At 67.4% G+C, this 24,389-nt stretch carries 25 protein-coding genes; 17 read left to right on the plus strand and 8 right to left on the minus strand.

The window, feature by feature from the left end; all coding sequences use genetic code 11:
- The first annotated feature begins 8 nt into the window (after window positions 1–8).
- Window positions 9–260: a pentapeptide MXKDX repeat protein gene (locus ACAM57_RS17265; RefSeq protein WP_184638273.1), complete on the plus strand. Its 252-nt coding sequence runs from the start codon at window positions 9–11 to the stop codon at window positions 258–260.
- A 96-nt stretch (window positions 261–356) separates the two neighbouring features.
- A complete protein-coding gene (msrA, locus tag ACAM57_RS17270; RefSeq protein WP_369658278.1) occupies window positions 357–1,061 on the plus strand; it encodes a peptide-methionine (S)-S-oxide reductase MsrA in 705 nt (234 codons plus the stop codon).
- Window positions 1,062–1,073: 12 nt separating this feature from the next.
- Here msrA and ACAM57_RS17275 read toward each other — a convergent pair whose 3' ends face one another.
- The gene (locus ACAM57_RS17275; protein WP_369658279.1) at window positions 1,074–2,081 is read right to left on the minus strand and encodes a class I fructose-bisphosphate aldolase; all 1,008 of its coding nucleotides are present in this window, start codon (window positions 2,079–2,081) and stop codon (window positions 1,074–1,076) included.
- 170 nt (window positions 2,082–2,251) lie between these two features.
- Between ACAM57_RS17275 and ACAM57_RS17280 the strand changes: the two genes are divergently transcribed.
- On the plus strand, window positions 2,252–2,806 hold the full coding sequence (locus ACAM57_RS17280) for a DUF2844 domain-containing protein (RefSeq protein ID WP_369658280.1): 555 nt from the start codon (window positions 2,252–2,254) through the stop codon (window positions 2,804–2,806).
- 73 nt (window positions 2,807–2,879) lie between these two features.
- Window positions 2,880–4,196 carry a DUF3443 family protein gene (locus ACAM57_RS17285; RefSeq protein WP_369658281.1) on the plus strand — a complete coding sequence of 439 codons (1,317 nt, stop codon included), beginning with the start codon at window positions 2,880–2,882 and terminating at the stop codon, window positions 4,194–4,196.
- A gap of 11 nt (window positions 4,197–4,207) precedes the next feature.
- On the opposite strand, the gene ACAM57_RS17290 is transcribed toward ACAM57_RS17285, so the two are convergent.
- Genes ACAM57_RS17290 through ACAM57_RS17300 form a run of 3 tightly spaced genes read right to left on the minus strand, consistent with a single transcriptional unit; the run spans window position 4,208 to window position 7,485 of the window.
- Window positions 4,208–5,380 (minus strand): NAD(P)/FAD-dependent oxidoreductase, encoded by a 1,173-nt coding sequence (locus tag ACAM57_RS17290; protein ID WP_369658282.1) that lies wholly within the window; start codon window positions 5,378–5,380, stop codon window positions 4,208–4,210.
- A gap of 36 nt (window positions 5,381–5,416) precedes the next feature.
- Entirely contained in the window at window positions 5,417–6,316 is a 900-nt protein-coding gene (locus ACAM57_RS17295) for a delta(1)-pyrroline-2-carboxylate reductase family protein (protein ID WP_369658283.1), read from the minus strand.
- Between the two features lie 14 nt (window positions 6,317–6,330).
- Window positions 6,331–7,485 (minus strand): branched-chain amino acid ABC transporter substrate-binding protein, encoded by a 1,155-nt coding sequence (locus ACAM57_RS17300; protein ID WP_369658284.1) that lies wholly within the window; start codon window positions 7,483–7,485, stop codon window positions 6,331–6,333.
- A 169-nt stretch (window positions 7,486–7,654) separates the two neighbouring features.
- Between ACAM57_RS17300 and ACAM57_RS17305 the strand changes: the two genes are divergently transcribed.
- Window positions 7,655–8,548: a LysR substrate-binding domain-containing protein gene (locus ACAM57_RS17305; protein ID WP_369658285.1), complete on the plus strand. Its 894-nt coding sequence runs from the start codon at window positions 7,655–7,657 to the stop codon at window positions 8,546–8,548.
- An 8-nt stretch (window positions 8,549–8,556) separates the two neighbouring features.
- On the opposite strand, the gene ACAM57_RS17310 is transcribed toward ACAM57_RS17305, so the two are convergent.
- Window positions 8,557–9,585: an aldo/keto reductase gene (locus tag ACAM57_RS17310; protein ID WP_369658286.1), complete on the minus strand. Its 1,029-nt coding sequence runs from the start codon at window positions 9,583–9,585 to the stop codon at window positions 8,557–8,559.
- 275 nt (window positions 9,586–9,860) lie between these two features.
- On the opposite strand from ACAM57_RS17310, the gene ACAM57_RS17315 reads away from it, so the two are divergent.
- The 3 genes from ACAM57_RS17315 to ACAM57_RS17325 all read left to right on the plus strand — a co-directional run bounded on the left by ACAM57_RS17315 (window position 9,861) and on the right by ACAM57_RS17325 (window position 11,303).
- The gene (locus ACAM57_RS17315) at window positions 9,861–10,202 is read left to right on the plus strand and encodes a hypothetical protein (protein WP_369658287.1); all 342 of its coding nucleotides are present in this window, start codon (window positions 9,861–9,863) and stop codon (window positions 10,200–10,202) included.
- The gene (locus tag ACAM57_RS17320) at window positions 10,199–10,753 is read left to right on the plus strand and encodes a hypothetical protein (RefSeq protein WP_369658288.1); all 555 of its coding nucleotides are present in this window, start codon (window positions 10,199–10,201) and stop codon (window positions 10,751–10,753) included. Before ACAM57_RS17315 ends, ACAM57_RS17320 begins: the two co-directional genes overlap by 4 nt.
- Window positions 10,754–10,847: 94 nt before the next feature.
- Window positions 10,848–11,303, plus strand: coding sequence for a GNAT family N-acetyltransferase (locus ACAM57_RS17325; RefSeq protein WP_184638293.1), 456 nt, complete (start codon window positions 10,848–10,850; stop codon window positions 11,301–11,303).
- Window positions 11,304–11,369: 66 nt separating this feature from the next.
- Here the strand turns inward: ACAM57_RS17325 and ACAM57_RS17330 are convergent, their stop codons facing one another.
- Window positions 11,370–11,672: a hypothetical protein gene (locus tag ACAM57_RS17330; protein ID WP_369658289.1), complete on the minus strand. Its 303-nt coding sequence runs from the start codon at window positions 11,670–11,672 to the stop codon at window positions 11,370–11,372.
- 115 nt (window positions 11,673–11,787) lie between these two features.
- Entirely contained in the window at window positions 11,788–12,330 is a 543-nt protein-coding gene (locus ACAM57_RS17335) for a demethoxyubiquinone hydroxylase family protein (protein WP_184638297.1), read from the minus strand.
- Between the two features lie 274 nt (window positions 12,331–12,604).
- On the opposite strand from ACAM57_RS17335, the gene ACAM57_RS17340 reads away from it, so the two are divergent.
- The 8 genes from ACAM57_RS17340 to ACAM57_RS17375 all read left to right on the plus strand — a co-directional run bounded on the left by ACAM57_RS17340 (window position 12,605) and on the right by ACAM57_RS17375 (window position 22,009).
- Window positions 12,605–13,582 (plus strand): MurR/RpiR family transcriptional regulator, encoded by a 978-nt coding sequence (locus ACAM57_RS17340; protein ID WP_369658290.1) that lies wholly within the window; start codon window positions 12,605–12,607, stop codon window positions 13,580–13,582.
- Window positions 13,579–14,559 (plus strand): isoaspartyl peptidase/L-asparaginase family protein, encoded by a 981-nt coding sequence (locus ACAM57_RS17345; RefSeq protein WP_369658291.1) that lies wholly within the window; start codon window positions 13,579–13,581, stop codon window positions 14,557–14,559. The genes ACAM57_RS17340 and ACAM57_RS17345 overlap by 4 nt, the downstream gene beginning before the upstream one ends.
- Window positions 14,560–14,589: 30 nt before the next feature.
- Entirely contained in the window at window positions 14,590–16,467 is a 1,878-nt protein-coding gene (locus ACAM57_RS17350) for a dipeptide ABC transporter ATP-binding protein (RefSeq protein ID WP_369658292.1), read from the plus strand.
- 69 nt (window positions 16,468–16,536) lie between these two features.
- Window positions 16,537–18,093: a glutathione ABC transporter substrate-binding protein GsiB gene (gene gsiB, locus ACAM57_RS17355; RefSeq protein ID WP_126019275.1), complete on the plus strand. Its 1,557-nt coding sequence runs from the start codon at window positions 16,537–16,539 to the stop codon at window positions 18,091–18,093.
- A gap of 125 nt (window positions 18,094–18,218) precedes the next feature.
- A complete protein-coding gene (gene gsiC, locus ACAM57_RS17360) occupies window positions 18,219–19,139 on the plus strand; it encodes a glutathione ABC transporter permease GsiC (RefSeq protein WP_126019272.1) in 921 nt (306 codons plus the stop codon).
- A gap of 10 nt (window positions 19,140–19,149) precedes the next feature.
- Entirely contained in the window at window positions 19,150–20,073 is a 924-nt protein-coding gene (gene gsiD / locus ACAM57_RS17365) for a glutathione ABC transporter permease GsiD (RefSeq protein ID WP_184638303.1), read from the plus strand.
- Window positions 20,074–20,091: 18 nt separating this feature from the next.
- Window positions 20,092–21,174 carry a P1 family peptidase gene (locus ACAM57_RS17370; RefSeq protein WP_369658293.1) on the plus strand — a complete coding sequence of 361 codons (1,083 nt, stop codon included), beginning with the start codon at window positions 20,092–20,094 and terminating at the stop codon, window positions 21,172–21,174.
- 16 nt (window positions 21,175–21,190) lie between these two features.
- Window positions 21,191–22,009, plus strand: coding sequence for a M55 family metallopeptidase (locus tag ACAM57_RS17375; RefSeq protein ID WP_369658294.1), 819 nt, complete (start codon window positions 21,191–21,193; stop codon window positions 22,007–22,009).
- A gap of 25 nt (window positions 22,010–22,034) precedes the next feature.
- Here the strand turns inward: ACAM57_RS17375 and ACAM57_RS17380 are convergent, their stop codons facing one another.
- Entirely contained in the window at window positions 22,035–22,940 is a 906-nt protein-coding gene (locus ACAM57_RS17380; protein WP_126019260.1) for a LysR family transcriptional regulator, read from the minus strand.
- Between the two features lie 93 nt (window positions 22,941–23,033).
- On the opposite strand from ACAM57_RS17380, the gene ACAM57_RS17385 reads away from it, so the two are divergent.
- Complete coding sequence (locus ACAM57_RS17385; RefSeq protein WP_369658295.1) at window positions 23,034–24,371, plus strand: arylsulfatase; 1,338 nt, start codon at window positions 23,034–23,036, stop codon at window positions 24,369–24,371.
- Window positions 24,372–24,389 lie beyond the last annotated feature (18 nt).

Raw genomic sequence — 24,389 nt, forward strand, 5'->3', positions numbered from 1 at the left:
GACGCCAAATGAACAAGCTCACCGCAACCCTTCTCGCCACCTGCATGGCCTTCGCCGGCGCCTCGGCCTTTGCCGCCGACGAAATGGCGAAGGACGGCATGGCCAAGGACTCGATGTCCAAGGACGGCATGAAGAAGGATTCGATGGCCAAGGACTCCATGTCGAAAGACGCGATGAAGAAGGACTCGATGGCGAAGGACTCCATGTCCAAGGACGGCATGAAGAAGGACGCCATGGGCAAGGACGAGATGAAGAAGTAGGCGCCCCGCCGCGCTGCCGCCCCACAGCGCTACCGCATCACCATTGACGCCGGGGCGATTCGGCGTCAATGTCACCTCCCTCAAGGAATCCGCACCATGAAGAAATCCTTCGCACTCACCGCCGGCACGCTGGCTGCCGCAGTCCTCGTCTGGCAGGCGGCGCCCTCCTTCGCAGAAACCGCCCGCCGCGTGCCCGCGCCCACCGCCGACCTCGTCTCGGCACCGGGCACGAAGACCGAAACCGCCGTGTTCGCCGGCGGCTGCTTCTGGGGCGTTCAGGGCGTGTTCCAGCGCGTCAAGGGCGTGAGCAACGCCGTGTCGGGCTATGCCGGCGGCGAGGCGAAGACCGCCCGCTACGATGAAGTCGGCTCGGGCCGCACGGGACATGCCGAGTCCGTGCGCATCACCTACGACCCTCAGCAGGTCAGCTACGGCAAGCTGCTGCAGATCTATTTCTCGGTGGCGCACGACCCCACCGAGCTCAACCGCCAGGGGCCGGACACCGGCACCCAATACCGCTCCACCGTGTTCGCCGAGAACGCCGAGCAGGCCCGCATCGCCAACGCCTACATCGCGCAGCTCAACCAGGCGAAGACCTTCGGCAAGCCGCTGGCCACCACGGTCGAGCTGTCGAAGCCCTTCTACGCGGCCGAGGACTACCACCAGGACTACCTGACGCTGCACCCGAGCCAGCCCTACATCGCGATCAACGACATGCCGAAGATCGACGACCTGAAGAAGCTCTTCCCCGAAAGCTACAAGGCCACGCCTTCACTGGTGAAGGCGGCCAAGGCAGGCTGAGCGGGCGCCAGGTCATTCCTTGTATTCGCCGCGGCGCGCGGCCCGGTTGGCGCTGGTGCGCTCCACCAGCGCCCGCTGTGCAGTCGCCACATTGGCCGCATCGCCCTTCCATGCGTCGAGCGCTGGCTGCTGCACCGCGCGGGAGAACGAGAAGGTCAGCGCCCATGGCAGGCGCGATTTGTAGCGGCGATTCATTTCGTTGAGCCGCACCGACGCCAGCTGCGCAGGCTGGCCGCCCGAGAGAAAAGCCACGCCGGGCACCACGGCCGGCACGGTACGCAGCAGGCACTGCACAGTCGCCTCTGCCACTGCCTCGACGGAATCCTGCACGGCAGCCTTCAGCCCCGGCAGCACCATGTTGGGCTTCAGCAGCATGCCTTCGAGCAGGACGCCCTGTGCGCGCAATTCAACGAAGGTGCGGTGCAGAACCTCCTCGGTGACCTCTGCGCAGCGCGCGAGCGAATGGTCGCCGTCCATCAGCACCTCGGGCTCGACGATGGGCACCAGCCCGGCCTCCTGGCACAAGGCGGCATAGCGTGCCAGTGCATGTGCGTTGACACGTATGCAGGCGCGGCTCGGCAGGCCGTCGCCGATGGCGATCACGCCGCGCCACTTGGCGAAGCGCGCGCCCATCGTGGCGTATTCGGCAAGGCGCTCGCGCAGGCCATCGAGCCCTTCGGTGACGGTCTCGCCCGGGTGCCCGGCCAGCGGCTTGGCGCCCGTGTCGACCTTGATGCCGGGAATGATGCCGGCGTCGGCCAGCGCCTTCGCGAAGGGCTGGCCTGCGTTGGTCTTCTGCCGGATCGTCTCGTCGAAAAGGATCGCGCCAGAGATGCTGTCGGCCAGGCCCGGTGCGGTGACGATCAGCTCTCGCCAGTCGCGCCTCGCAGCCTCCGTCTGCGGTATGCCGAGTGCGGCGAAGCGCTTGTTGCAGGTGGCGTTGCTCTCGTCCATCGCGAGCAGGCCCTTATCGTCCGCGACGAGCGCGCGGGCGGTGTCGATCAGTGTTCGTTCGGTCATGCGGGGCACCTCTCTGGCGGGCATGGTACGCCCGTGCCGCTCACTCGTTAACACCGCGAACCTGATCGCTGGCCGACTTGGCGCTCCTGCCTGTGCGGCCCGCCGGGTCTTTATCAAGCCGACGCTGGCCGGCAGTAATCTGCGCGCGGTCGGGACGGAAAGGAAACTGAATGGAACGTGGGTCACGAGAGTGCAATGCGCGCGGCGCCGGAAGGGCATCGATGCGGGCGGCCCTGGCGCTGGCTGCGTCTTTGTTCGCCACGCCTTTCGCGTTCGCCGAATTAGGCGGCGCGCCCACGCTGGCGCCGGGCCAGCGGATCGACATGGTGTCGCGCAAGGCGGCCGCTGCCGAAGCGACCGGTGCCGCAGCCAAGACGGAATCCGCCACCGACTGGAGCACACGGGAAAGCACGTCCGACGATGGCCTGGTCCAGCGCGAGTACCTGACGGCCGACGGCACGGTGTTCGCCGTCGCGTGGCGCGGGCCGCGCCGACCGGAACTCTCGGTGCTGCTTGGCACGCGCTACGCCAGGCAGATGGCCGACAACGCCCGGGCGCAGCGCCAGCTTGGCAGGGGCTCCCACGCCACGACGTCGCAACACGACGAGGACTTCGCGGTCCATGCCTCGTCGCACCAGCGGCTGTCGGCCGGCGTCGCCTGGCTTCCGCGGATGCTGCCCGCGGGAGTCGACCCCGACTCGCTGGCCATCGCGCAAGGCTCCTGATCGTTTCAACTCATCTTCGCCCTTCGTGCCCATGGACTCACGACAAGCAGGCAACCGGCGCGCAGCCGGTGCCATGAACCTTCTTCGCGCCGTGGCTTGTGCCGCGAGCCTGCTGGGCCTTGCTGCCTGCGGTGGCGGCGGCGGAGGCGGTGGTGGCGCATTGCCGATCGGGCTCCTGCCCACTTCGACGCCGGCCGCGGGCAGTTCCGCGCCGGCGCCTGCTCCGGCGCCCAGTACTCCCCCCGCCACCGCCGCGTCGAGTTCGCAGAATTCGATGCCGCTCACCGTGTCCAACGGCACCGACTCGAGCGGCGTCAACCTGCCGCAGGTGAGCATCAGGCTCTGCGCACCGGGAACCGGCACCTGCCAGACCATCGACAACGTGCTGGTCGACACCGGCTCCACCGGCATCCGCATCGCGGCCGACGCACTGAACTCGGCGATGAAGTCGGCCCTGCCCCAGGAAGCCGTGAACGGAGCGCCGCTGAACGCCTGCGCCCAGTTCCTCGACGGCTACACATGGGGAACGATGCGCGTCGCCGACGTCACGCTCGGGCCGAAGTCCGCCAGCGCGCAGCCGCTGCAGATCGTGGGCGATCCGAACTCCGGCAACGTGCCCGCCGCATGCTCGGACAACAACACGCTGCAGCCCGAGAACACTCCGGACAAACTCGGTACGAACGGCATCATCGGCGTCGCCGCGGTTCTCCAGGACTGCGGCTCGGCATGCGCGCAGCAGGCCATCCCGGCCACCTACTACACCTGCGCCGCCGGCGCGTCGTGCAGGGGGACCACGGTTCCGCTCGCGATGCAGGCCCAGAACGTGGTCGCCAATTTCGCGCAGGACAACAACGGCGTCGTGCTCGGCCTGCCGGCGATCTCATCGGCCGGCCAAGGCGTGACCGTCGGCACGCTCTACTTCGGCGTGGCGACGCAAGGCAACAACGCCATGAGCGGAGCCACGGTGCTGAAAACCGACTCGCGCACGCTCAGCGTTTCGGTCAGCTACAAGAACACCAGCTTTCCCGACAGCTTCCTGGACAGCGGGTCGAACTTCTTCTTTCTCAACGATTCCACGATCGCCCAGTGCGCGAGCAATGGCACGTTCAAGGGCTTCTACTGCCCTGCGAGCACACTGGCCCTCAGCGCCAGCTTCACGGCTGCGACGGGCCCGGCGCTGAGCCAGAGCTTCGCGATCGCGAGCGCGCAATCGCTCTTCACCGGCAATCCAGGCGTCGTGGCGGTCGACAACATCGCCGCCGCGAGTTCGGGCACCAGCGCGATCGACTTCGGCCTTCCGTTCTTCTACGGCAGGCTGGTCGCGGTGCTCAATGAAGGCCAATCCGCGCTGGGCCAGCAAGGGCCGTTCACCGCGCTGGCGATGCCCTGACGAAACAGGACCTAGATCACGTTCTTCTCGAGCAAGGGCCTGTTCTCGAGAATCCGCGCGAAGGACACCGGCGACAGATCGAGGCTGCGGTATTCGCCGAAGCGGATCAACTCCGCCACGCCGCGCCCCGCCGCCGGGCACTGCTGCAGGCCGTGGCCCGAGAAGCCGTTGGCGAAGTAGAGGTTGTCGCAGTCGGGGTGCAGGCCGAGGATGGCGTTGTGGTCGAACACGTTCATCTCGTAGTAGCCGGCCCAGGCGCCGGTCATGCGGATGGCTTCGAAAGCGGGCACGCGCTCGGCCAGCGAGGGCCAGATGAAGCTGTCGAAGGCTTCGTACTCGACCTCGAGCGGCGCGTCATCCAGGTCATGGTCTTCCGGCGGCGCGAAGCCGCAGATGAACTGGCGGCCCTCGGGGCGCAGCCAGATGCCGGAGGTGTCGATCACCAGCGGGCAGCCGGGCAGCGTCTCGGGGCACGAGAAGCTGAAGACACTGCGGCGGCGGCCGCGCACCGGCAGGTCGATGCCGGCCCATTGCGCCACTTTCGCGGCCCAGGCGCCGGCGGCGTTGACGACGAAGTCGGCTTCCAGCGTCTCGGCGCTGTCGAGCTGCACGCCGGTCACGGTGCGGCCGTGTCGGCGCAGGCCTATCGCATGCGCCTGCACGTAGCGCACGTCCTGCGACACCGCCTTCCTGCGGAAAGCCTGCAGCAGGCTGTAGCCGTCGTACCAGCCCTCGCCTGAGAGACCGAGCGAGGCGAGTTCGACGCCGTCGGTCGAGATCCACGGAAAGCGCGCCTTCAGTTCATCGGGCGTGAGCAGCGCCACGTCCACCGCGTGCGCCTTCTGCATCGCGTGGTTCTCGCGCAGCACCTCGACGCCGGCCTGCGAGGCCAGGTACAGGTAGCCGGGCTCGACGAGGCCGATGTCGGGCACCTCATCGCCCACGCACAGGGTCTCGCCGAGATTGCGGAAGAAGTCGATGCCGTAGAGCGACATCCGGATGTTGATGGCGGTGGAGAACTGCTGGCGGATCGAGCTGGCCGACAGCGCCGACGATGCCTGCTTGTAAGAGAAGTCGCGCTCGACCACCGTGACCTCGAAGCGCTCGCCGTCGGAGTCGCGGGTCAGGAAGTAGGCGATGGCGGAGCCGATGGCCCCGCCGCCGATGATCACCACACGCCGCATGAATTGCCTTCCTTGCTGCTGTCTGCCTTCATTGATTCAGCCCTGCCCTTCATGGGCCAATTGCGCCGCCGCGAGGTCCCACAGTGCATGCCCCACCGTCTTGAGCAGCACCGGGCGGCCCGGCGACGCCGGCGATGCATCGCGGAACGCCTGCACCGCCGCCCAGTCCACGCCCGCGCGGATCAGGTCGCCCGCCTCGTTGCGCGCGCCCTCCAGCGTATCCACAAACACGGCGCAGCGGCGCACGAGTTCTGGCGGCACCTCGGCCATGTCGGGGCGATAGGCGCCCACGGCGATGAGGGTGGCGTCCGGCCTCACGCCTGGCGGCACCACGGGCTCCTGCGAATTGGTCGCGGCGACGATCAGGTCGGTCTCTTCCGCTGCCGCAGCAGGGTCGGCGATCGCTTCGGCATCGACGCCCTGCGAGCGCATGTGCCGGGCCAGCGCCTCGGTGTGCTCGGGCGTCCGCGCGTGGATCTTCATCTGTTGCACGCCCCCGACCTCCGCGAAGGCCTCGGCATGCGCGCGAGCCTGCACCCCGGCGCCGATCAGCAGCATGCGACGCGCCTCCGTGCGTCCCGCCCTCGCCGCTCCGGCCAGCGACAGCGCCGCCGTGCGACGCGCCGTGAGCACGTTGCCATCCATCGCGAGCAGCCGGGTGCCGGTGGCCGCATCCATCAGCGTGACATCGCCCTGCACCACGGGCAGGCCGAGTTCCGCGTTGGCGGCGTGCACGGTCACCGTCTTCAGGGCGGCGAAGCGCCGGCCGGCGGCCGGCATCAGCAGCATGACGCCGCCTCCGGCGAGCTGCACGCAGGTGCGCGGCGATGCATGCGCCTCGCCAAGCCGCTCGCGCTCGAACATCTGCAGCAGCGCCTTCACCAGCGCGCCGTAAGGAAGCGCGGCGGCGGTCTGCGCGGCATCCAGCGTGCGCATGCGGGCCACCCTCTTCAGGAACCCGCCACGCGCACGCGCTTGCCGTCCTTGTAGGTGAAGACGGTGAAGTCGGGCTTCTGCAGGTTGCCTTTGGCGTCGAAGCTGATGGTGCCGGTGACGCCGTCGAACTTCACCTTGCGCATGGCCGGCAGGTAGGCCTGCGGCTCGACCGAGTTGGCGGCGCGCATGCCGGCGGCCAGCGCCATCATGGCGTCGTAGAGGTACGGCGCGTAGGTCAGCACCTCGGTGCCGTAGCGGGCCTTGTAGCGCTGCTCGAACTCGGCGCCCCTGGACGTCTTCTCGACCTCCTTGCCGCCGCGCGTGCAGTACAGCAGCCCGTCGACCGCGCCGCCGCTGATCTTCGCGACCTCGTCGGTGCACAGCCCGTCGGTGCCCAGCAGCTTGGCGGTGATGCCGAGCTGCTTCATCTGCCGCGCGATGAGACCGCCCTGCGCGTCCATGCCGCCGTAGAACACCACGTCGGGCTGTTTGCTCTTGATGGTGGTGAGGATGGCCATGAAGTCGGTGGCCTTGTCGCTGCCGTACTCCTGCGCCACGACGTTGCCGCCCAGCGCCTTCACGCCGCGCGTGAACACCTCGGCGGCGCCCTGGCCGTAGGCGGTGCGGTCGTCGATCACTGCGATGTTCTTCGCCTTCAGGTCCTTCACCGTGTAGCTGGCGATGGCCATGCCCACGTCCTCGTCGCTCGCGAGGATGCGGAATACGTTGTCGTAGCCCTGCTTCGTGAAGCTCGGGTTGGTGGCGGTGGACACGTCGGGCAGGCCCGCGCGGCTGTAGACCGCCGAGGCCGGAATGGCCGCGCCCGAGTTGAAGTGGCCCAGGATGCCCTTCACGCCCATGTCGGTGAGCTTGTTGGCGACCACCATGGCCTGCTTGGGGTCGGCCTGGTCGTCCTCGGACTGCAGCACGAACCTGATCTTCCTGCCGCCGATGACGAGGCCCTGCTTGTTCAGGTCTTCGACCGCGAGGCGCGCGCCGTTGTCGTTGTCCTTGCCCCAGTGGGCCGCGCCGCCGGTGAGCGGGCCCGCGTGGCCGATGGTGACGGTCTGCTCCGCGGCGGCCTGCGCGAACGCGGCGGCGGGCAGACCCAGGGCGGAAGCCAGCGCGATGCCAATGGCGGCATTGCGACGGGTGCGCGAAACAATCATCGGAAGTCTCCTCGTATCGTTGGCAGGGGTCGGCACGCAGAATAGAGTCGCGGGCGGACACGGAACAAACGCTAAAAACTCACAACGTTGTGCGAGCCGGGAAGGAATCCGACCCGGGCACGACCGGTGCTTCGGCACCGGCAACGAGACAACTGCTGGCTATCGATCGATGAGAAAAGACATTCCCAACCTCGGCGCGCTGCAGGCCTTCGAGGCTTCTGCGCGGCTGGGCAGCTTCACCCGCGCGGCGAGCGAACTGGCGCTCACGCAGAGCGCCGTCGGCCGGCAGGTGGCCATGCTGGAGCAGCGCCTGGGGGTGCCGCTGTTCTCGCGCGTGCGGCGCCGCCTCACGCTTACCGACACGGGGCGCGAATACGCGGCGCGCATCCGCCGCCACCTCGACCAGATCCGCCGCGACACGCTGGAGATCAGCGCCGGCCACGAGATGGGCTTCATGCTGGAGCTTGCCGTCGTGCCCACCTTCGCCACGCAGTGGCTCATACCGCGCCTGCCGGAGTTCAGCCGGCTGCATCCGAACATCACGGTGAACCTGTCGGCGCGCTCGCAGCCTTTTTCCTTCCAGGAGAACGCCTACGACGCGGCCATCTACTTCGGCGACCAGTTCTGGCCGAACACGCGCGGCGGGCTGATCTTTTCCGAGGGCGAGATGGTGCCCATCTGCAGCCCCGCCTTCCGCGACGCGCACGGGCCGTGGGACGAAGCCGGCTTCGAGCGCTGCCGCCACGTGCACCTGAGCACGCGCGCCCATGCATGGCGCGACTGGTATGCGCAGCAGGGCTGGGAGTACACGGTGCACGCCTCGCGCGGGCCGCGCTACGAACTCTTCACCATGGTGGTGGCGGCCACGGCCGCCGGCATGGGCGTGGGCCTGGCGCCGCGCATCCTGATCGAGCACGAGCTGCGCACGGGCGAACTCGTGATTCCGGTCGACCGGCACCTCGACGTGCCCCAGGGCTACTACTTCGCGTACCCCGAAGGCCGGCCGGCCTCCGGGGCGCTGGAAGACTTCAAGCGCTGGGTGCTCGGGCTGACACCCGGCTAGGAAAGGCGCTAGACCGGGTTCGGGTTGCGTTCGAGAAATCCCTGCTGGTGCCAGTAGGGATAGGCCCGCGTCGTCGCGCTGGCCGCGTCGAGCTCGGCAACCTGTTCGGGCGTGAGGTTCCAGCCCACCGCGCCGAGGTTCTGCCGCAGCTGCGCCTCGTCGCGCGCGCCGACCACCACGCTGGACACCGTCGGGCGCTGCAGCAGCCAGTTGAGCGCCACCTGCGGCACCGTCTTGCCGACCTCGGCGCCGATCTTTTCCAGCGCATCGACCACGCGGTACAGCAACTCGTCGGGCACCGGCGGACCCATGTCGGCCGTCACGTGCAGGCGGCTGTTGGCAGGCAGCGGCTGGCCGCGGCGGATCTTGCCCGTGAGCCGGCCCCAGCCCAGCGGGCTCCACACCACGGCGCCGATGCCCTGGTCAATGCCCAGCGGCATCAGCTCCCATTCGTAGTCGCGGCCGACCAGCGAGTAGTAGGCCTGGTTCGCGACATAGCGCGCGAGGCCGTAGCGCTCCGACACGGCCAGCGACTTCATCAGGTGCCAGCCCGAGAAGTTCGACACGCCGATGTAGCGCAGCTTGCCCGCGCGCACCAGGTCGTCGAGCGTGGAGAGCGTCTCTTCCACCGGCGTGCTCGCGTCGAAGCCATGCAACTGGAACAGGTCGATGTAGTCGGTGCCCAGCCGCTTGAGCGAACCATCGACCGCCTGCACGAGGTGGTGACGCGAAGAGCCCACGTCGTTCGGCCCCTCGCCGCTGCGGAAGGTGGCCTTTGTCGAGATCAACAGCCTGTCGCGCGGCCGCCCCTTGATCGCCTCGCCGAGCACCGACTCGGCCGCGCCGGACGAATAGATGTCGGCGCTGTCGAACATGTTCACGCCGGCTTCGAGACAGATGTCGATGAGCTTGCGCGCCTCGGCCACGTCGGTGCTGCCCCATGCGCTGAAGAACTCGCCCTTGCCCCCGAAGGTGCCGGTGCCAAAACTCAGTACGGGGACCTTGAGGCCGGATTTGCCCAGATGACGGTATTCCAAAGTGGTGCTCCTTGGTGCTTGCGGATTCGGGATGAAGAAAGGTGGCCGACAGACCGGTCGGACTGCCGCGCGGCCATTGTTGGTTGGCGCGTTCAACCCTGCGGACGAATGGGCTTTGCGCAGCGGGTCACAAGTGGTTGACGAAGTCATCAACCAGTTCACTTTTTAAGCCTTTAGCATGCGCCGCGAGGTCGTGGCCTCGCGCTCATCCGATGCGCGAGGCCTGGCTTCTGCAGAGAGTCGATAACCAACAAATTCTTCAGGGAGGAAAACCCATGCTTGTCGAAATCGACGAACACGGAATGATCAGTCACGCGCGCGTGCGACATGCGCGCAGTCCAATCGGGATCGAGATCGTCGGAAGGGCCAGATTGCCTGCGGGATTTAAAGCTGTTGGGAAAGAAGCAGAACTGACTCTTGATGAATTGCGCGGCAGGCGTGGAATCTATGACGAGCCGACTGCGGCGCAGAATCAATCGCTCTCATGGCTTGTCAGCGTGCTTCAGGAGGCAATTCGAATCGATAGCGAGGAAGTCTTTCGCCATCCTCTGGTCAGCCGCAAGAACCCGACAGAGGCTCAGGGGGCAAATTGGAAAATGCAGGTGCCAACGCCATGAAACGAAGCATCGATTTCTTGATTCCAGCGGCAGTGCTGATTGCGGCTGCGGTGTTTCCGGCACAAGCGTCCGACAGGCGATATCCCATCAGCCGTGTACAGAAGGTTGAGATCACAGAACCTTCGGGCAGAACGGTATGGGAGAACAAGGATTTTCTCGATTGCGATGATGTAGTTTTGACGGAAGAGGACGTTCTTTTTGTCCTACGCCATATGCGCCGGATTTCGCGCAGTGCCTACGACCCTGAAAAAACCGATACCACGGGGTGCGAAGGAGGTGCCAACGTCACGTTCAAGAACGGAAAAATCCTCATCATGGGTATCGAGCCCAACGGACGAACTCTTGCTCTCGAGTACGACGCAAGGATGAACCGCATGAACAGTCCGACGAGCTTCTACGAATGCAGCCCTTGCCGGGACCGCAAGATGGCGCTCCTGAAAGATGCGCTGGACAGAGCAGACGAGCGACGGCTCAAAAGGCTGGAGGCGGAAGGAAAGATCCCTCCCGGCGAGGCCGAGCGCCGGCTGAAAGCCTTGCGAATCAGCCGCTGAGCGACTACACCCAACCCGCTTCGGCGGGTTTCTCTGGCTCCGACCCTCGCAACCTCTCGCATTGGGCAGACCAGCGTCTGGCTACCATCACCCGATGCGAATCTCCCTCGAAAGCCCCGCCCAGCCCGACGTCATCCAGCTCATCGACGACCTCGACGCCTACCAGAAGCCGCTGTATCCACCCGAGTGCCACTACGGCATCGACATTGCGGCGCTGTCTGCGCCGAACGTGCTGTTCGCGGTCGCCCGCGATGGCGAAGGCACGGCCGTGGGCTGCGGCGCCATAGTGATGGAGCCCGGCTTCGGTGAACTCAAGCGCATGTACGTGCGGCCCGAGAACCGGGGGCAAGGCGTCGCCGCGAAAGTGCTGGGTTTCCTTGAGGGCGAAGCGAAGGCGCGCGGCTGCGCGATGTTCAGGCTCGAAACGGGCGTGAGCCAGCCGGAGGCGCTCTCGTTCTATGCGCGCGCGGGCTATGCGCGGCGCGGACCGTTCGGGACGTACCCGGACGATCCGCTGAGCGTGTTCATGCAAAAGGAAGTCGCGGGCTGAGAGGCCGCAGCCTCCATCGCCGATGAATCCGGTCAGCGCCTGATCCGCACCAAGGCCGCGCTGCGCTCAGCCTGCCTCCGGCCCCGACAACGCCGCACGCATCGCGCGGGTCGCGCTGTCGGCAGCTTCGATGCGACGGCTCATTTCGTCATTGACCAGACGCACCAAGGAGCCGAGTTCGGTGCGCGTGGGACCGAGTTGTTCTGTATCGCCCACCTCCAGCGGCGCGATGAGCTTTTCAAGGCATGTATAGGCGCAGAGCACTTCGCGAAGACTGTCGATGTCGTCGCAGGCTTGAAGAGCGAGGGCTTCGGCAGCGTCGAAGCGGGTTGATGCGGATGGCGTACGCGAGCGAGTAGAAGCAGCCATGAATGGCCTCCGGTGAAAACGCAGAGATGCTTCGAGACGCCAATCCCGAGCACGCCGAGCTTTCGACGTGCGGGGCGCAGTTTATCGCCCGGATGAAGAACTCATCGAAGCGAACTCAAAGCCGCATTCCGAGCCAGATTACCGTCTCGGTCGAGGCCGCAACAACCGGGCTCAGCAACTTCGTCCACACATGGCCCGCACGCACATGCGACGCCGACTGGTCGTGATGCAACTGCTCCTCCTCGACGATTTGCGAGATGACATGGACGGCCGTTTCGTCCTTGCCAGCCAGTTCGCGCAATTGCGTCTTCAGGTGTCCCAGCACCACGCGCTCGACAGCCACTGTGGTCGCAGCGATGGCATCGCGACCCAGCAGCCCGGTGAGCAGACCCAGTACCCATCCGCCGATGCCGCACAACCAATAGCTGCGGCAACTGCGCAATCCCCGTCTCTGCAGTTCTGCCCAGAACAGAGCCCGGTGTCTTTCCTCGTGGGACTTGAACTCACGCAACTCCGGTACGAGCGAGGGTGCGGTCCATTGCGCCACGAAGATCTGCGCCCTGTAGATGTTGACCGCGCCTTGCTCGCCCGCATGGTCGACCTTGAGGATCCGTCCGCCCAGCGTCGAACCCCGGTCCGGTTGCTTCCCCTCATTCATTGCAGATCCCTCATTTGCCGAGGATTTTGACGAGTCGGGCCTTCAGCCGGCGCAAATCAGCGACATCAGGGGAAATACCTAGAGACCACGCCGTCACCGGCCCGGGCGTTCCCTCCACGAGGGAAACGGCGCGCCTCTACACCTCCCGAATCCCCTTCACCCCTGGCCCGCTACTTGCGATCGTGATCAAAAATGACAGAAAATTTTCTTATCTGACTTATATTTGTAAACTGGTTTTCAAAAAACGCACACTTTCGGGCGCAACGCACCCTTCATGAGCACACCTTTCGATACCCCAGGCACCACCGTGGCACAGCGCATCGCGCAGGCTTTGCCGCGGCTGTCGCGCTCGCACCGGCAGGTGGCCGACTACGTGCTGGAGCACCCGCTGCAGGTGGCGACGCTGCCCATCGACGAGCTGGCTGCGGTGGTGGGCGTGTCGGTGGCCACGGCCAACCGCTTCGCTCGGGCGCTCGACTTCGACGGCTACGCCACCTTCCGCGCCGAGCTCGTGCGTGGCTTCGAGCCGCTGGTGGCGCCGGTGGAGCGCCTGCGGGGCAATCTGGAGCGGCCGACCACGGTGGCCGAGGTGTTCGCCACCGCGCTCGACGAGAGCCGCCGCAACATCGACGCGACGCGCCAGACGCTCGACTACGCCGCCTGCGAGGCGGCCGTGGAGCGCATCGGCAAGGCGCGCTCGGTGTACATCGGCGGCTTCGGCGCGAGCGCGTGGCTCGCCGGGCTGCTGCAGCACGGGCTGGACGGCAGCTGCAGCGACGTGCGCATGCTCTCCAGCGTGAGCGGCGTCACGCATGCGGCGCGCACGCTGATGCACGCGGGGCCGCAGGACGTGTTCATCGGCCTGACCTTTCCCCGCTACCTGACCGACACCATCTCGCTCGCGCAGCTCGCGCGCAGCCAGGGCTGCGCCGTCATCGCCCTCACCGACCGGCCCAGCTCGCCGCTGGCGCCGCTGGCCGACGTGGCGCTGTTCTGCCAGACCGAAACCAGCTACCGCCCGAACTGCGAGACCAGCGTGCTCGCGCTGATCGAGGCGCTGACCAGCGCGGTGTCGCTGCGCGCGCCCGACCCTGTGCAGTCGGCCGGCCGCATCCTGCAGGCTGTGCGCCCCTGGCTGCATGGCGCCAACGGCCTGCAGCGCATCAGCGGAACCGCCGCGGCAGCACCCCAGACACCCGATGCCCCCGCCCCCAGCGGCGCGGGCAGCAAGAAGAAGAAAGCTTCCCGATGACCCAGACCCATGTGCCCGTGATCGCCATCCATGGCGGCGCCGGCACCATCAGCGCCGCAACGACGAGCGCGGAACAGGCGCAGGCCTATCACGATGCTCTGAAGAACATCGTGGCCGCCGCGCAGGCGATGCTGCTCAAGGGCGCCTCCGCGCTCGATGCCACCTGCCTCGCGGTGGAGATGCTCGAGGAGTGTCCGCTCTTCAACGCCGGCCACGGCGCGGTGTTCACGCACGACGAAACCCATGAGCTCGACGCCGCCGTGATGGACGGCGCCACGCTCGCCGCCGGCGCGATCGCAGGCGTCTGCCACATCCGCCGCCCGGTGCGCGCCGCGCGCGCCGTGCTCGAAGACGGCGCTCACGTGCTGCTCGCAGGCGCCGGCGCCGAGACATTCGCGCGCGAACGCGGGCTGGAGATGGTCGAGCCTTCGTTCTTCTCCACCGAGGCGCGCCGCCAGCAGCTCTACCGCGTGCGCGGCACGGGCCGCGTGGTGACGGACCATGAAGGCGCGACGATGGCGGCGGCTGCAGCAGCAACTCCGTCCCCGCTCGACGAGGACAAGAAGTTCGGCACCGTCGGCGCGGTCGCGCTCGACATGCACGGCCATCTGGCCGCAGCCACCTCCACCGGGGGCATGACCAACAAGCGCATGGGCCGCATCGGCGATTCGCCGCTCATCGGCGCCGGTACCTATGCCGACGACCGCACCGCCGCCGTGTCGTGCACCGGCAGCGGCGAAATGTTCATCCGCGTCGCCGCCGCCTACGACGTGTGCGCGCGCATGGCCTACGGCGGCGCGACGCTCGAAGCCGCCACGCACGCCGTGGTGCAGCAGTCGCTGCCGGCCATCGGCGGCTCCGGCGGGCTGATCGCCGTGGACCGCCACGGCAACCTGAGCCTGGCCTTCAACAGCGAAGGCATGTACCGCGGCCACGCGCGCGGCAACGAAGCGCCGCTCACGGCCATCTTCGCCTGACGCAGCAGCCCCTTTTTTCCTCGCATTCCCATGTCCACCCCTTCCCTCGCCCTGCCGGACGGCCGCGTTCTCGCCGTCGACGACCTCACCGTTCGCTTCTCGACTTCCGAGCGCACGGTCGATGCCGTGAAGAAGCTGTCCTTCCACGTCGACCATGGCGAAACGCTCGCGGTGGTGGGCGAATCGGGTTCGGGCAAGTCGGTGACCTCGCTGGCGCTGATGCGCCTGGTGGAGCACGGCGGCGGCCGCATCCTGAACGGCAGCATGATGTTCCGCCGCCGCAACGGCGAGGTGCTCGACCTGGCGCAGGCGCGCGACAGCGCCATGCGCAACATCCGCGGCGCGGACATCGCGATGATCTTCCAGGAGCCGATGACATCGCTGAACCCGGTGTTCACGGCCGGCGACCAGATCGCCGAGGCCATCCGCATCCACCAGGGCAAGAGCGACGCGGCAGCGCGCGCCGAGGCGCTGCGCATGCTGGAGCTGGTGCGCATTCCCGAGGCGCGCAACGTGCTCGACCGCTTCCCGCACCAGCTCTCGGGCGGCATGCGCCAGCGCGTGATGATCGCGATGGCGCTGTCGTGCAAGCCGCAGCTGCTGATTGCCGACGAACCCACCACCGCGCTGGACGTGACCATCCAGGCGCAGATCCTCCAGCTCATCCGCGAGCTGCAGAAGGAGATGCGCATGGGCGTGCTCTTCATCACGCACGACATGGGCGTGGTAGCCGAGATCGCCGACCGCGTGCTGGTGATGTACCGCGGCGACAAGGTGGAAGAAGGCGTCTCCGACGACGTGTTCGCGGCGCCTCGGCACCCCTACACCCGCGCGCTGCTGTCGGCCGTGCCCAAGCTGGGCGCGATGCAGGGCACCGACCTGCCGGCCAAGTTCGAATTGCTGCGTACCGAGGCCAGCGCCGACGCCGCGGCGCCCCATCAGGCCACCCCGCAGGACACCGTGCGCGCCGACGCCGGCCCGATCCTGCGCGTGCGCGACCTCGTCACCCGCTTCGACGTGCGCAGCGGCCTCTTCGGCCGCGTGAAGCGCCGCGTGCATGCGGTGGAGAAGATCAGCTTCGACCTGTACCCCGGCGAGACGCTGGCGCTGGTTGGCGAATCGGGCTGCGGCAAGTCGACCACCGGCCGCTCGCTGCTGCGTCTGGTCGAGAGCCAGAGCGGCGCGATCGAGTTCGGCGGCAAGAACATCCGCGAACTGCCCACGCGCGAGCTGCAGGCGCTTCGCCGCAACATCCAGTTCATCTTCCAGGATCCGTTCGCCTCGCTCGATCCGCGCGTGACGGTGGGTTTCTCGATCATGGAGCCGCTGCTCATCCACAACATCGCCAAGGGCGCCGAGGCGCAGCAGCGCGTCGACTGGCTGCTGCAGAAGGTGGGCCTGCCGCCCGAGGCGGCGCAGCGCTATCCGCACGAGTTCTCGGGCGGCCAGCGCCAGCGCATTGCCATCGCGCGGGCACTGGCGCTCAACCCCAAGGTGGTGGTGGCCGACGAATCGGTGTCGGCGCTGGACGTGTCCATCCAGGCGCAGATCGTCAACCTGATGCTCGACCTGCAGCGCGAGCTGGGCGTGGCCTTCCTCTTCATCTCGCACGACATGGCGGTGGTGGAGCGCATCAGCCACCGGGTGGCCGTGATGTACCTGGGCCAGATCGTCGAGATCGGCCCGCGCCGCGCGGTGTTCGAGGCGCCGCAGCACCCCTACACGCGCAAGCTGATGGCCGCGGTGCCGGTGGCCGACCCGTCGCGCCGCCACAAGCCGCGCGCGCTGCTCGAAGGCGAGATTCCCAGCCCGATCCGCGCCGTGGGCGACGAGCCCGTGGTGCCGCCGCTGGTGCAGGTCGCGCCGGGTCACTTCGTCGCGCAGCACGCCATCGGCGGTGCGTTCTGAACGGTCAATCAATTTTTTCAACCCGCAGGCCCTCCTGCTTTTTTTCCTCGAACCGACTGGAGTTCTTCCATGACGCAACAAGCTTCCTCCTCCCTGCGATGGGCATCCGCACTGCTGGGCCTGGCCGCGCTGGCCGCCTCGGGCACGGCACTGGCCGCGAAAGACGTGGTGCTGTCCATCGGCTACCAGCCGGAAACGCTGGACCCGTACAACACCAACACCACCATCACCACGGCCGTGACCAAGACCTTCTATGAAGGCCTGTTCCAGTTCGACAAGGACCTGAAGGTGCAGAACGTGCTCGCCGAGGGCTACGAAGTGTCGAAGGACGGCCTGGTCTACACGATCAAGCTGCGCACCGGCGTGAAGTTCCACGACGGCACCGACTTCAACGCCGACGCGGTGAAGTTCACGCTCGACCGCGTGCTGAACCAGGACAACAAGCTGCTGCGCTACAACCAGTTCAACCGCGTGAGCAAGGTCGAGGTGGTCAACCCGAGCACCGTGCGCATCACGCTGAAGGAGCCTTTCGGCCCCTTCATCAACTCGCTGGCCCACGCATCGGCCGCCATGATCTCGCCCACCGCGCTGAAGAAGTGGGGCAACAAGGACATCGCCTTCCACCCAGTGGGCACGGGCCCCTTCGAGTTCGTCGAGTGGAAGCAGACCGAAGCCGTCAAGGCCAAGAAGTTCGACGGCTACTGGAAGAAGGGCTACCCGAAGGTCGACAACATCTCGTGGAAGCCGGTGCTCGAGAACAACACGCGCGCCGCGATGCTGCAGACCGGCGAGGCCGACTTCGCATTCCCCATTCCCTATGAACAGGCCGAGCTGCTGAAGAAGAGCGACAAGCTCGAAGTGGTGGCAACGCCCTCGATCATCACGCGCTTCCTGGCATTCAACATGCTGCAGAAGCCCTACGACAACCCGAAGGTGCGCGAGGCCATCGGCTACGCCATCAACAAGGAGGCGCTGGCCAAGGTGGCGTTCGGCGGCTATGCCTTCCCGGCGCAGGGCGTGCTGCCCCAGGGCGTGAAGTACGCCGAGAAGATGGCTCCCATTCCCTACGACCTGAAGAAGGCCAAGGAGCTGATGAAGGAAGCCGGCTACCCCGACGGCTTCGAGTCGGTGCTGTGGAGCGCCTACAACAACACGACCTCGCAGAAGACGATCCAGTTCGTGCAGCAGCAGCTCGCGCAGATCGGCATCAAGCTGCAGGTGCAGGCGCTCGAAGTGGGCCAGCGCACCGAGCAGGTGGATGCATGGCCCGATCCGAAGACGGCCAAGGTCCGCATGTACTACACCGGCTGGTCGTCGTCGACCGGCGAGGCCGACTGGGGCCTGCGCCCGCTGTTCGCCTCGGAAGCCTGGGCTCCGAAGCTGAACAACATGTCGTTCTACAAGAGCGAGGTGGTCGACAGCTCGCTGGCCAAGGCGCTGGTGACCACCGACGAGAAGGAACGCGCCGCGCTGTACAAGACCGCGCAGGAAGAGATCCGCAAGGACCTGCCGCGCGTGCCGATGATCACCGAGCAGAACCTGTCGGCGCACGCCAAGCGTCTGTCGGGCGTGTTCGTGATGCCTGACGGCAACATCAACATCGACGCCATCGCCGTGTCGAACTAAGTACTCCCCCAGGCTTCGCGCACTTCGTGTCGCTACGCCAACCCCCTCGCCGGGGGCAACACCTGCGGCCCGGCAAAGCCGGTTCCGCGGTGTTCCCCGAATGAGGGTGACTGTTTCCTGATGCCATGCTGAATTACTTCCTCAAACGACTGTTGGGCCTGATCCCCACGCTGCTCATCGTGGCGGTGCTGGTGTTCTTGTTCGTCCACATGCTGCCCGGCGATCCGGCGCGTCTCGCCGCCGGCCAGGACGCCGACGAGCAGACCGTGGCCATGGTCCGCGCGGAGCTCGGGCTGGACAAGCCGCTGCCGCAGCAGTTCGTGAACTTCTTCACCCACATGCTGCAGGGCGACTTCGGCACCTCCATCCGCACGCGGCGGCCGGTGGCGACCGAGATCGGCGAGCGCTTCTTCCCGACGGTGATGCTGACCATCACCAGCATGGTGTGGGCGGTGATCTTCGGCATGGCCATCGGCATCGTCTCGGCCGTGTACCGCAACAAGTGGCCCGACCGGCTGGGCATGACGCTCGCGGTTTCGGGCATCTCCTTTCCCGCATTTGCGCTCGGCATGCTGCTGATGCAGATCTTCTCGGTCCAGCTCGGATGGCTGCCCACGGTGGGCGCCAGCAGCTGGAAGCACTACATCCTGCCCTCCATCACCCTGGGCGCGGCCGTGGCGGCCGTGATGGCGCGCTTCACGCGGGCCTCCTTCGTCGAGGTGATCCAGGAAGACTTCGTGCGCACCGCGCGCGCCAAGGGCGTGCGCGAGCGCGCCGTGATCATCAAGCACTGCCTGCGCAACGCGCTCATTCCGGTGGTGACGATGATGGGCCTGCAGTTCGGCTTCCTGCTGGGCGGCTCCATTCTTGTGGAGGCGGTGTTCAACTGGCCCGGCCTCGGCCGCCTGCTGGTCGATGCGGTGCAGATGCGCGACTACCCCGTGATCCAGACGCTGGTGCTGCTGTTCTCGCTCGAATTCATCCTGATCAACCTGGTGGTGGATGTGCTCTATGGCTACATCAACCCGACTATTCGATACAAGTGAGCAAGCAGCCATGACGCAACAAGCTTCCGGCGTGCCTGCCGAAACCATCGCGCCACCGGTCGTGGCCGTTCAAACCGCCGGCAAGGTCCGCACGCCCTGGGGCGAGTGCTGGCGCCGCTTCAAGAAGCAGCCGGTGGGCATCGTCGCCGCGCTCTTCGTGCTGCTGCTGGTGTTCGTCGCGGTGTTCGCGCCGTGGATCGTGCCCTTCGATCCGGAGAACTTCTTCGACTACGACATGCTGAACACCGGCCCTTCAGCCGCGCACTGGTTCGGCGTCGACCCGCTGGGCCGCGACATCTTCAGCCGCATCCTGATGGGCGCGCGCATCTCGCTGATGGCGGGCTTCCTGTCGGTGGTGCTGGGCGGCATCGTCGGCACCGCCTTCGGCCTGCTGGCGGGCTACTACGAAGGCTGGTGGGACCGCATCGTGATGCGCATCTCGGACGTGCTCTTCGCCTTCCCCGGCATCCTGCTGGCGCTGGGCGTGGTGGCCATCCTGGGCAGCAGCATGACCAACGTGGTGGTGGCTGTGTCGGTGTTCAGCGTGCCGGCCTTCGCGCGCCTCGTGCGCGGCAACACGCTGGTGCTGAAGCAGCAGACCTACATCGAGGCCGAGCGCAGCATCGGCGCCTCGGACTGGACCATCATCGTGCGGCACATCCTGCCGGGCACCATCTCGTCGATCGTGGTGTATTTCTCGATGCGCGTGGGCACCTCTATCATCACGGCCGCCAGCCTCTCGTTCCTGGGCATGGGCGCGCAGCCGCCGACGCCCGAATGGGGCGCGATGCTCAGCGAGGCCCGCGCCGACATGGTGACCTCGCCGCACGTGGCGCTCTTCCCCAGCCTGGCCATCTTCTTCACCGTGCTCGCCTTCAACCTGCTGGGCGATGCACTGCGCGACGCGCTCGATCCGAAGATCGACCGCCAGTAAATCCGGTTCTCCTTCTTCATGTCTTCCAGCAAGCAGCAGGCCTCCCTTCCCTTCATCGGCAGCCTGCTCCAGGGCGAACGCAACGCCATCACCGACGTCGCAGGCGTCACCGTGGGCCACCGCACGCTGGCCGACGGCCCCGTGCAGACGGGCGTGACCGTCATCCGTCCGCACGCCGGCGACCTCTTCCGCGACAAGGTGCCGGCCGCCGTGGCCGTGCTCAACGGCTTCGGCAAGAGCGTCGGCCTGCTGCAGGTCGAAGAACTGGGCGTGCTCGAAACGCCCATCGCGCTGACCAACACCTTCTCGGTCGGCGCGGTGGCGGCGGCGCAGATCCGCCGCTGCGTGGCCGACAACCCCGAATGCGGACGCACGCTGCCCACGGTCAATCCGCTGGTGTTCGAGTGCAACGACGGCTTTCTCAACGACATCCAGCGCATGGCCGTGAGCGAGGCCGACTACCTGCACGCGCTGGCCGGCGCCACCCCTGACTTCGAGCAGGGCTCGGTCGGCGCGGGGCGCGGCATGTCGAGTTTCCAGCTCAAGGGCGGCATCGGCAGCGCCTCGCGGCGGGTGTCGGCGCGCGAGGGCCTGTGCCACACGGTCGGCGCGCTGGTGCTGGCGAACTACGGGCGCCAGCCGCAGCTGCTGCTGGCCGGCCACGCCGTGGGCGAACGGCTCGCCGCGCTGCAGGCCGAACGCAGCCTGCCGGCGGTGAACGAGGCCGAGAAGGGCTCGATCATCATCGTGGTGGCCACCGACGCGCCGCTGGACGCGCGCCAGCTGCGCCGCCTCGCGCTGCGCGCCGGCGCCGGGCTGGCCCGCACGGGCTCGGTCTTCGGGCACGGCAGCGGCGACATCGTGCTGGCCTTCTCCACCGCCTACACCGTGCCCGACAGCGTCGAGCGGCCGATGCCCGCCGTGGCGATGCTGCACGACGGCTTGCTCGACGGCCTGTTCCAGGCCGCGGCCGACAGCACCGAGCAGGCGATCATCCATGCCCTCTGGCGCGCCACCGCCGTCACCGGCCGCGACGGCAACCACCGCGCCTCGCTGGCCGACGTGCTGCCCGCCTCCACCCTCTTCTCAAACCACGCCTGAGCGCGAGCCTTCACCCATGAAAGTCCTGATCTCCACCGACATCGAAGGCGTCGCCGGCGTCTATCACTCCGAGCAGGTGCGCGCGGGCAACCCCGAATACGAGCGCGCGCGGCTGCTGATGACGCACGAGGCCAACGCAGCCATCGCCGGCGCCTTCGACGCGGGCGCGACCGAGGTGCTGGTGAACGATTCGCACGGGGGCTTTCGCAACATGCCGCCGGATTTGCTCGACGCACGCGCCCGCGTGATCCAGGGCAAGCCGCGGTACCTGAGCATGGTGGCGGGCGTGGAAGAAGGCGTGGACGCTCTGTGCATGGTCGGCTACCACTCGCGCGCGCAGGGGCGCGGCATCCTCGCGCACACGATCAACAGCTTCGCGTTCGCGGGCATCTCGCTCGGCGGCGAGGAACTGGGCGAGGCCGGGCTCTACGGCGCGCTGGCCGGCGAATACGGCGTGCCGGTGGTGATGGCCAGCGGCGACGACGTGTTCATCGCCGAGAACCGCCCGCTCTTCCCGCACGCCACCTTCGTCGAAACGAAGAAGGCCACGGGCTGCACCAGTGGCGTGTCGCTCTCGCCCGAGCAGTCGCGCCGGGCGATCCGTGCGGGCGTGGAAGAAGCACTGGCGGCCCGCGCGAATGCCAAGCCGCTCGTCTTCGAAGGGCCGCAGACGGTGACGCTGCGCGCCCAGACCTCCGCGCTGGCCGACCTGTTCTGCCAGTGGCCGAGCTTCGAGCGCGTGGACGGCGTCACCCTGCGCTTCACCGCGCCGACGGTGGAGGCGGCCGTGCGCATGCTGAACTGCTGCTCGGCGATGTCGTCGATGCTGCGCTGAGGCGCGACGACCCAATCCAAACAACTCAGGCCGACGCGGCCTTGAGCGCCAGCAGGCTGTCGCGCAGCGCCTGCATCAGCGGCGACCACGATGAGCCCGGGCGCGAAAGCAGCACAACCGCGCGCGGCACGCGCAGTGCCGGCACTGGCAGCACCGCGAAGCGGCTGTCGTCGGCATGCCGCATAAAGGAACGCGGCACCAGCGTGACCAGGTCGGTCGCGGCCAGCACCGACAGGTTCAGCTCGGACGCGAACGGCACTTCCATCACGACCCGGGGCGCAGCGAGGTTGTTGCGCGCGAAGATGTCGGTGATCGCCTTGAAGGCGGCCGACGTGGCCGGGCCCGAGATCCATCCGTAGGCCGTGACATCGGCCAGCGAGACCCGCGAGCGCTGCGTCAGCGGATGGCCGGTTCGCACCAGCGGCAGCATCGGGTCGTTGTCGACCTTGGTGCGCTCGGCGTCCAGCGGCTGGCCCTCGTAGGCGGGCACCAGCGCCAGGTCGAGCTCGCCTTCGCGCACGAGTGTGGCCAGCGTGTCGGAGCGGTCGACGCGCAGGCGCACCCGCAGCCCCGGGCGTTGGTTCAGCAGCGTGCCCAACGCAGCGGCGACGCGGTTGCCCGAGGTGGTATCGGTAACGCCCACGCGCAGCAGCCCGGCCTGCTGCGCCCGCATCTCGTTGGCCAGCAACACGGTGTCGGCGTAGTCGGCCTGCAGGCGCCGCACCTGTTCGGCGACCCGCTGCCCGGCCGAAGTCAGCACCATGCCGCGCGCGCTGCGCTCGAACAGCTGCAGCCCGAACTCGCCCTCGACCCGGCGCACGGCCTTGGTCAAGGCGGGCTGGGTCACGCCCTGCTCGTCGGCCGCGGCGGAAAGCAGGCCGGTCTTGGCCACGGCGAGGAAATACTGGACATCGCGCATCGACAGGGACATTCCCCGAGTTTATGACTCAGTGATGACTTGGGAATGAGCCTGGGAAGCACCGGCACTTAGATTCCGAAAACGCCAATCCCGGAGCCCATCGCCATGCCCTCACCCTCCTACTCTCCCAACATCGTGCTCATCGTCGCCGACAACCTCGGCTGGGGCGAGCTGGGCTGCTACGGCGGCGGCGCGCTGCGCGGCGCACCCACGCCGAACATCGACGCCCTCGCAAAGCAGGGCCTGCTGCTGCAGAACTTCAATGTGGAGAGCGACTGCGTGCCGACCCGCTCCGCGCTGATGAGCGGGCGCCACCCGATCCGCACCGGCTGCCTGCAGTCGGTGCCGCCGGGCCTTCCGCAGGGGCTGACGCGGCGCGAGATCACGCTGGCCCAGCTGCTCTCTGCCCGGGGCTATGCCACCGCGCACTACGGCAAGTGGCACCTGGGCGACGTGCCGGGGCGCTTTCCGTCGGACCGCGGCTTCGACGAGTGGTACGGCATTCCGCGCACCACGGACGAGAGCCAGTTCACCTCGACGGTGGGCTTCGACCCCAGCGTGGTGGAGCTGCCCTGGATCATGCGCGGCCGCAGCGGCGAGCCCTCGGAAGGCGTGAAGGTGTACGACTTGGAAGCGCGGCGGCAGATCGACGCCGACCTGGTCGACATGTCCATCGGCTTCATGCGGCGCCAGCGCGAGGCCGGCAAGCCCTTCTTTCTCTACCTGCCGCTGGTGCATCTGCATTTCCCGACGCTGCCGCACCCCGAGTTCGCCGGCCGCACGGGCGCAGGCGACTTCGCCGATTCGATGGTGGAAATGGACCACCGCGTGGGCCAGGTGGTGCGCGCGCTCGACGAGATGGGCGCGGCCGAGGACACGCTGCTGATCTTCTGCAGCGACAACGGCCCCGAGTTCCGCGCTCCCTACCGGGGCACGGCCGGCCCCTGGAGCGGCACCTATCACACCGCCATGGAAGGCAGCCTGCGGGTGCCCTTCATCGCGCGCTGGCCGGGCCGCATCGCACCCGGCCGGGTGAGCAACGAGATCGTGCACGTGACCGACCTCTTCACCACCCTGGCGGGCGTGGCCGGTGCCGAGCTGCCGCAGGACAGACCTATCGACGGCGTGGACCAACTGCCCTTCCTGCTGGGCGAGCAGGAGAAGTCGGCCCGCGAGGCCTTTCCCTTCTACATAAAGAACGAGCTGCGGGCAGTGAAATGGCGCGACTGGAAGCTGCACTTCTACTGGGAGCCCGAGGTCAACGAAGGCAAGGGCAAGCTGGAGTCGCCTTACCTCTTCAACATCACCCGCGACCCGAAGGAGACGACCGACGTGCTGGTCTACAACACCTGGGTGCTGGGGCCGGTGCTCAAGCTGGTGAAGGCGTTCCAGGACAGCTTCGCGCGGCATCCGAACACGCCGCCCGGCCAGCTTGACGACTAACCTGATGAACAGCGAGCT

This window comes from Variovorax sp. V15 (assembly GCF_041154425.1).
In the GTDB taxonomy this organism is placed as follows: Bacteria; Pseudomonadota; Gammaproteobacteria; order Burkholderiales; family Burkholderiaceae_C; genus Variovorax; species Variovorax guangxiensis.

Bases quoted from the DNA above. Each gene is read 5' to 3' on its own strand.
- ACAM57_RS17330 (WP_369658289.1), bottom strand. From the start codon at position 11,672: ATGGCTGCTTCTACTCGCTCGCGTACGCCATCCGCATCAACCCGCTTC.
- ACAM57_RS17275 (WP_369658279.1), bottom strand. From the start codon at position 2,081: ATGACCGAACGAACACTGATCGACACCGCCCGCGCGCTCGTCGCGGAC.
- ACAM57_RS17385 (WP_369658295.1), top strand. From the start codon at position 23,034: ATGCCCTCACCCTCCTACTCTCCCAACATCGTGCTCATCGTCGCCGAC.
- gsiD (WP_184638303.1), top strand. From the start codon at position 19,150: ATGACGCAACAAGCTTCCGGCGTGCCTGCCGAAACCATCGCGCCACCG.
- ACAM57_RS17340 (WP_369658290.1), top strand. From the start codon at position 12,605: ATGAGCACACCTTTCGATACCCCAGGCACCACCGTGGCACAGCGCATC.
- ACAM57_RS17350 (WP_369658292.1), top strand. From the start codon at position 14,590: ATGTCCACCCCTTCCCTCGCCCTGCCGGACGGCCGCGTTCTCGCCGTC.
- ACAM57_RS17300 (WP_369658284.1), bottom strand. From the start codon at position 7,485: ATGATTGTTTCGCGCACCCGTCGCAATGCCGCCATTGGCATCGCGCTG.
- ACAM57_RS17375 (WP_369658294.1), top strand. From the start codon at position 21,191: ATGAAAGTCCTGATCTCCACCGACATCGAAGGCGTCGCCGGCGTCTAT.
- ACAM57_RS17315 (WP_369658287.1), top strand. From the start codon at position 9,861: ATGCTTGTCGAAATCGACGAACACGGAATGATCAGTCACGCGCGCGTG.
- ACAM57_RS17295 (WP_369658283.1), bottom strand. From the start codon at position 6,316: ATGCGCACGCTGGATGCCGCGCAGACCGCCGCCGCGCTTCCTTACGGC.
- ACAM57_RS17290 (WP_369658282.1), bottom strand. From the start codon at position 5,380: ATGCGGCGTGTGGTGATCATCGGCGGCGGGGCCATCGGCTCCGCCATC.
- ACAM57_RS17380 (WP_126019260.1), bottom strand. From the start codon at position 22,940: ATGTCCCTGTCGATGCGCGATGTCCAGTATTTCCTCGCCGTGGCCAAG.
- gsiB (WP_126019275.1), top strand. From the start codon at position 16,537: ATGACGCAACAAGCTTCCTCCTCCCTGCGATGGGCATCCGCACTGCTG.
- ACAM57_RS17320 (WP_369658288.1), top strand. From the start codon at position 10,199: ATGAAACGAAGCATCGATTTCTTGATTCCAGCGGCAGTGCTGATTGCG.
- ACAM57_RS17370 (WP_369658293.1), top strand. From the start codon at position 20,092: ATGTCTTCCAGCAAGCAGCAGGCCTCCCTTCCCTTCATCGGCAGCCTG.
- ACAM57_RS17285 (WP_369658281.1), top strand. From the start codon at position 2,880: ATGAACCTTCTTCGCGCCGTGGCTTGTGCCGCGAGCCTGCTGGGCCTT.
- ACAM57_RS17325 (WP_184638293.1), top strand. From the start codon at position 10,848: ATGCGAATCTCCCTCGAAAGCCCCGCCCAGCCCGACGTCATCCAGCTC.
- ACAM57_RS17335 (WP_184638297.1), bottom strand. From the start codon at position 12,330: ATGAATGAGGGGAAGCAACCGGACCGGGGTTCGACGCTGGGCGGACGG.
- ACAM57_RS17265 (WP_184638273.1), top strand. From the start codon at position 9: ATGAACAAGCTCACCGCAACCCTTCTCGCCACCTGCATGGCCTTCGCC.
- ACAM57_RS17305 (WP_369658285.1), top strand. From the start codon at position 7,655: ATGAGAAAAGACATTCCCAACCTCGGCGCGCTGCAGGCCTTCGAGGCT.
- msrA (WP_369658278.1), top strand. From the start codon at position 357: ATGAAGAAATCCTTCGCACTCACCGCCGGCACGCTGGCTGCCGCAGTC.
- ACAM57_RS17345 (WP_369658291.1), top strand. From the start codon at position 13,579: ATGACCCAGACCCATGTGCCCGTGATCGCCATCCATGGCGGCGCCGGC.
- gsiC (WP_126019272.1), top strand. From the start codon at position 18,219: ATGCTGAATTACTTCCTCAAACGACTGTTGGGCCTGATCCCCACGCTG.
- ACAM57_RS17280 (WP_369658280.1), top strand. From the start codon at position 2,252: ATGGAACGTGGGTCACGAGAGTGCAATGCGCGCGGCGCCGGAAGGGCA.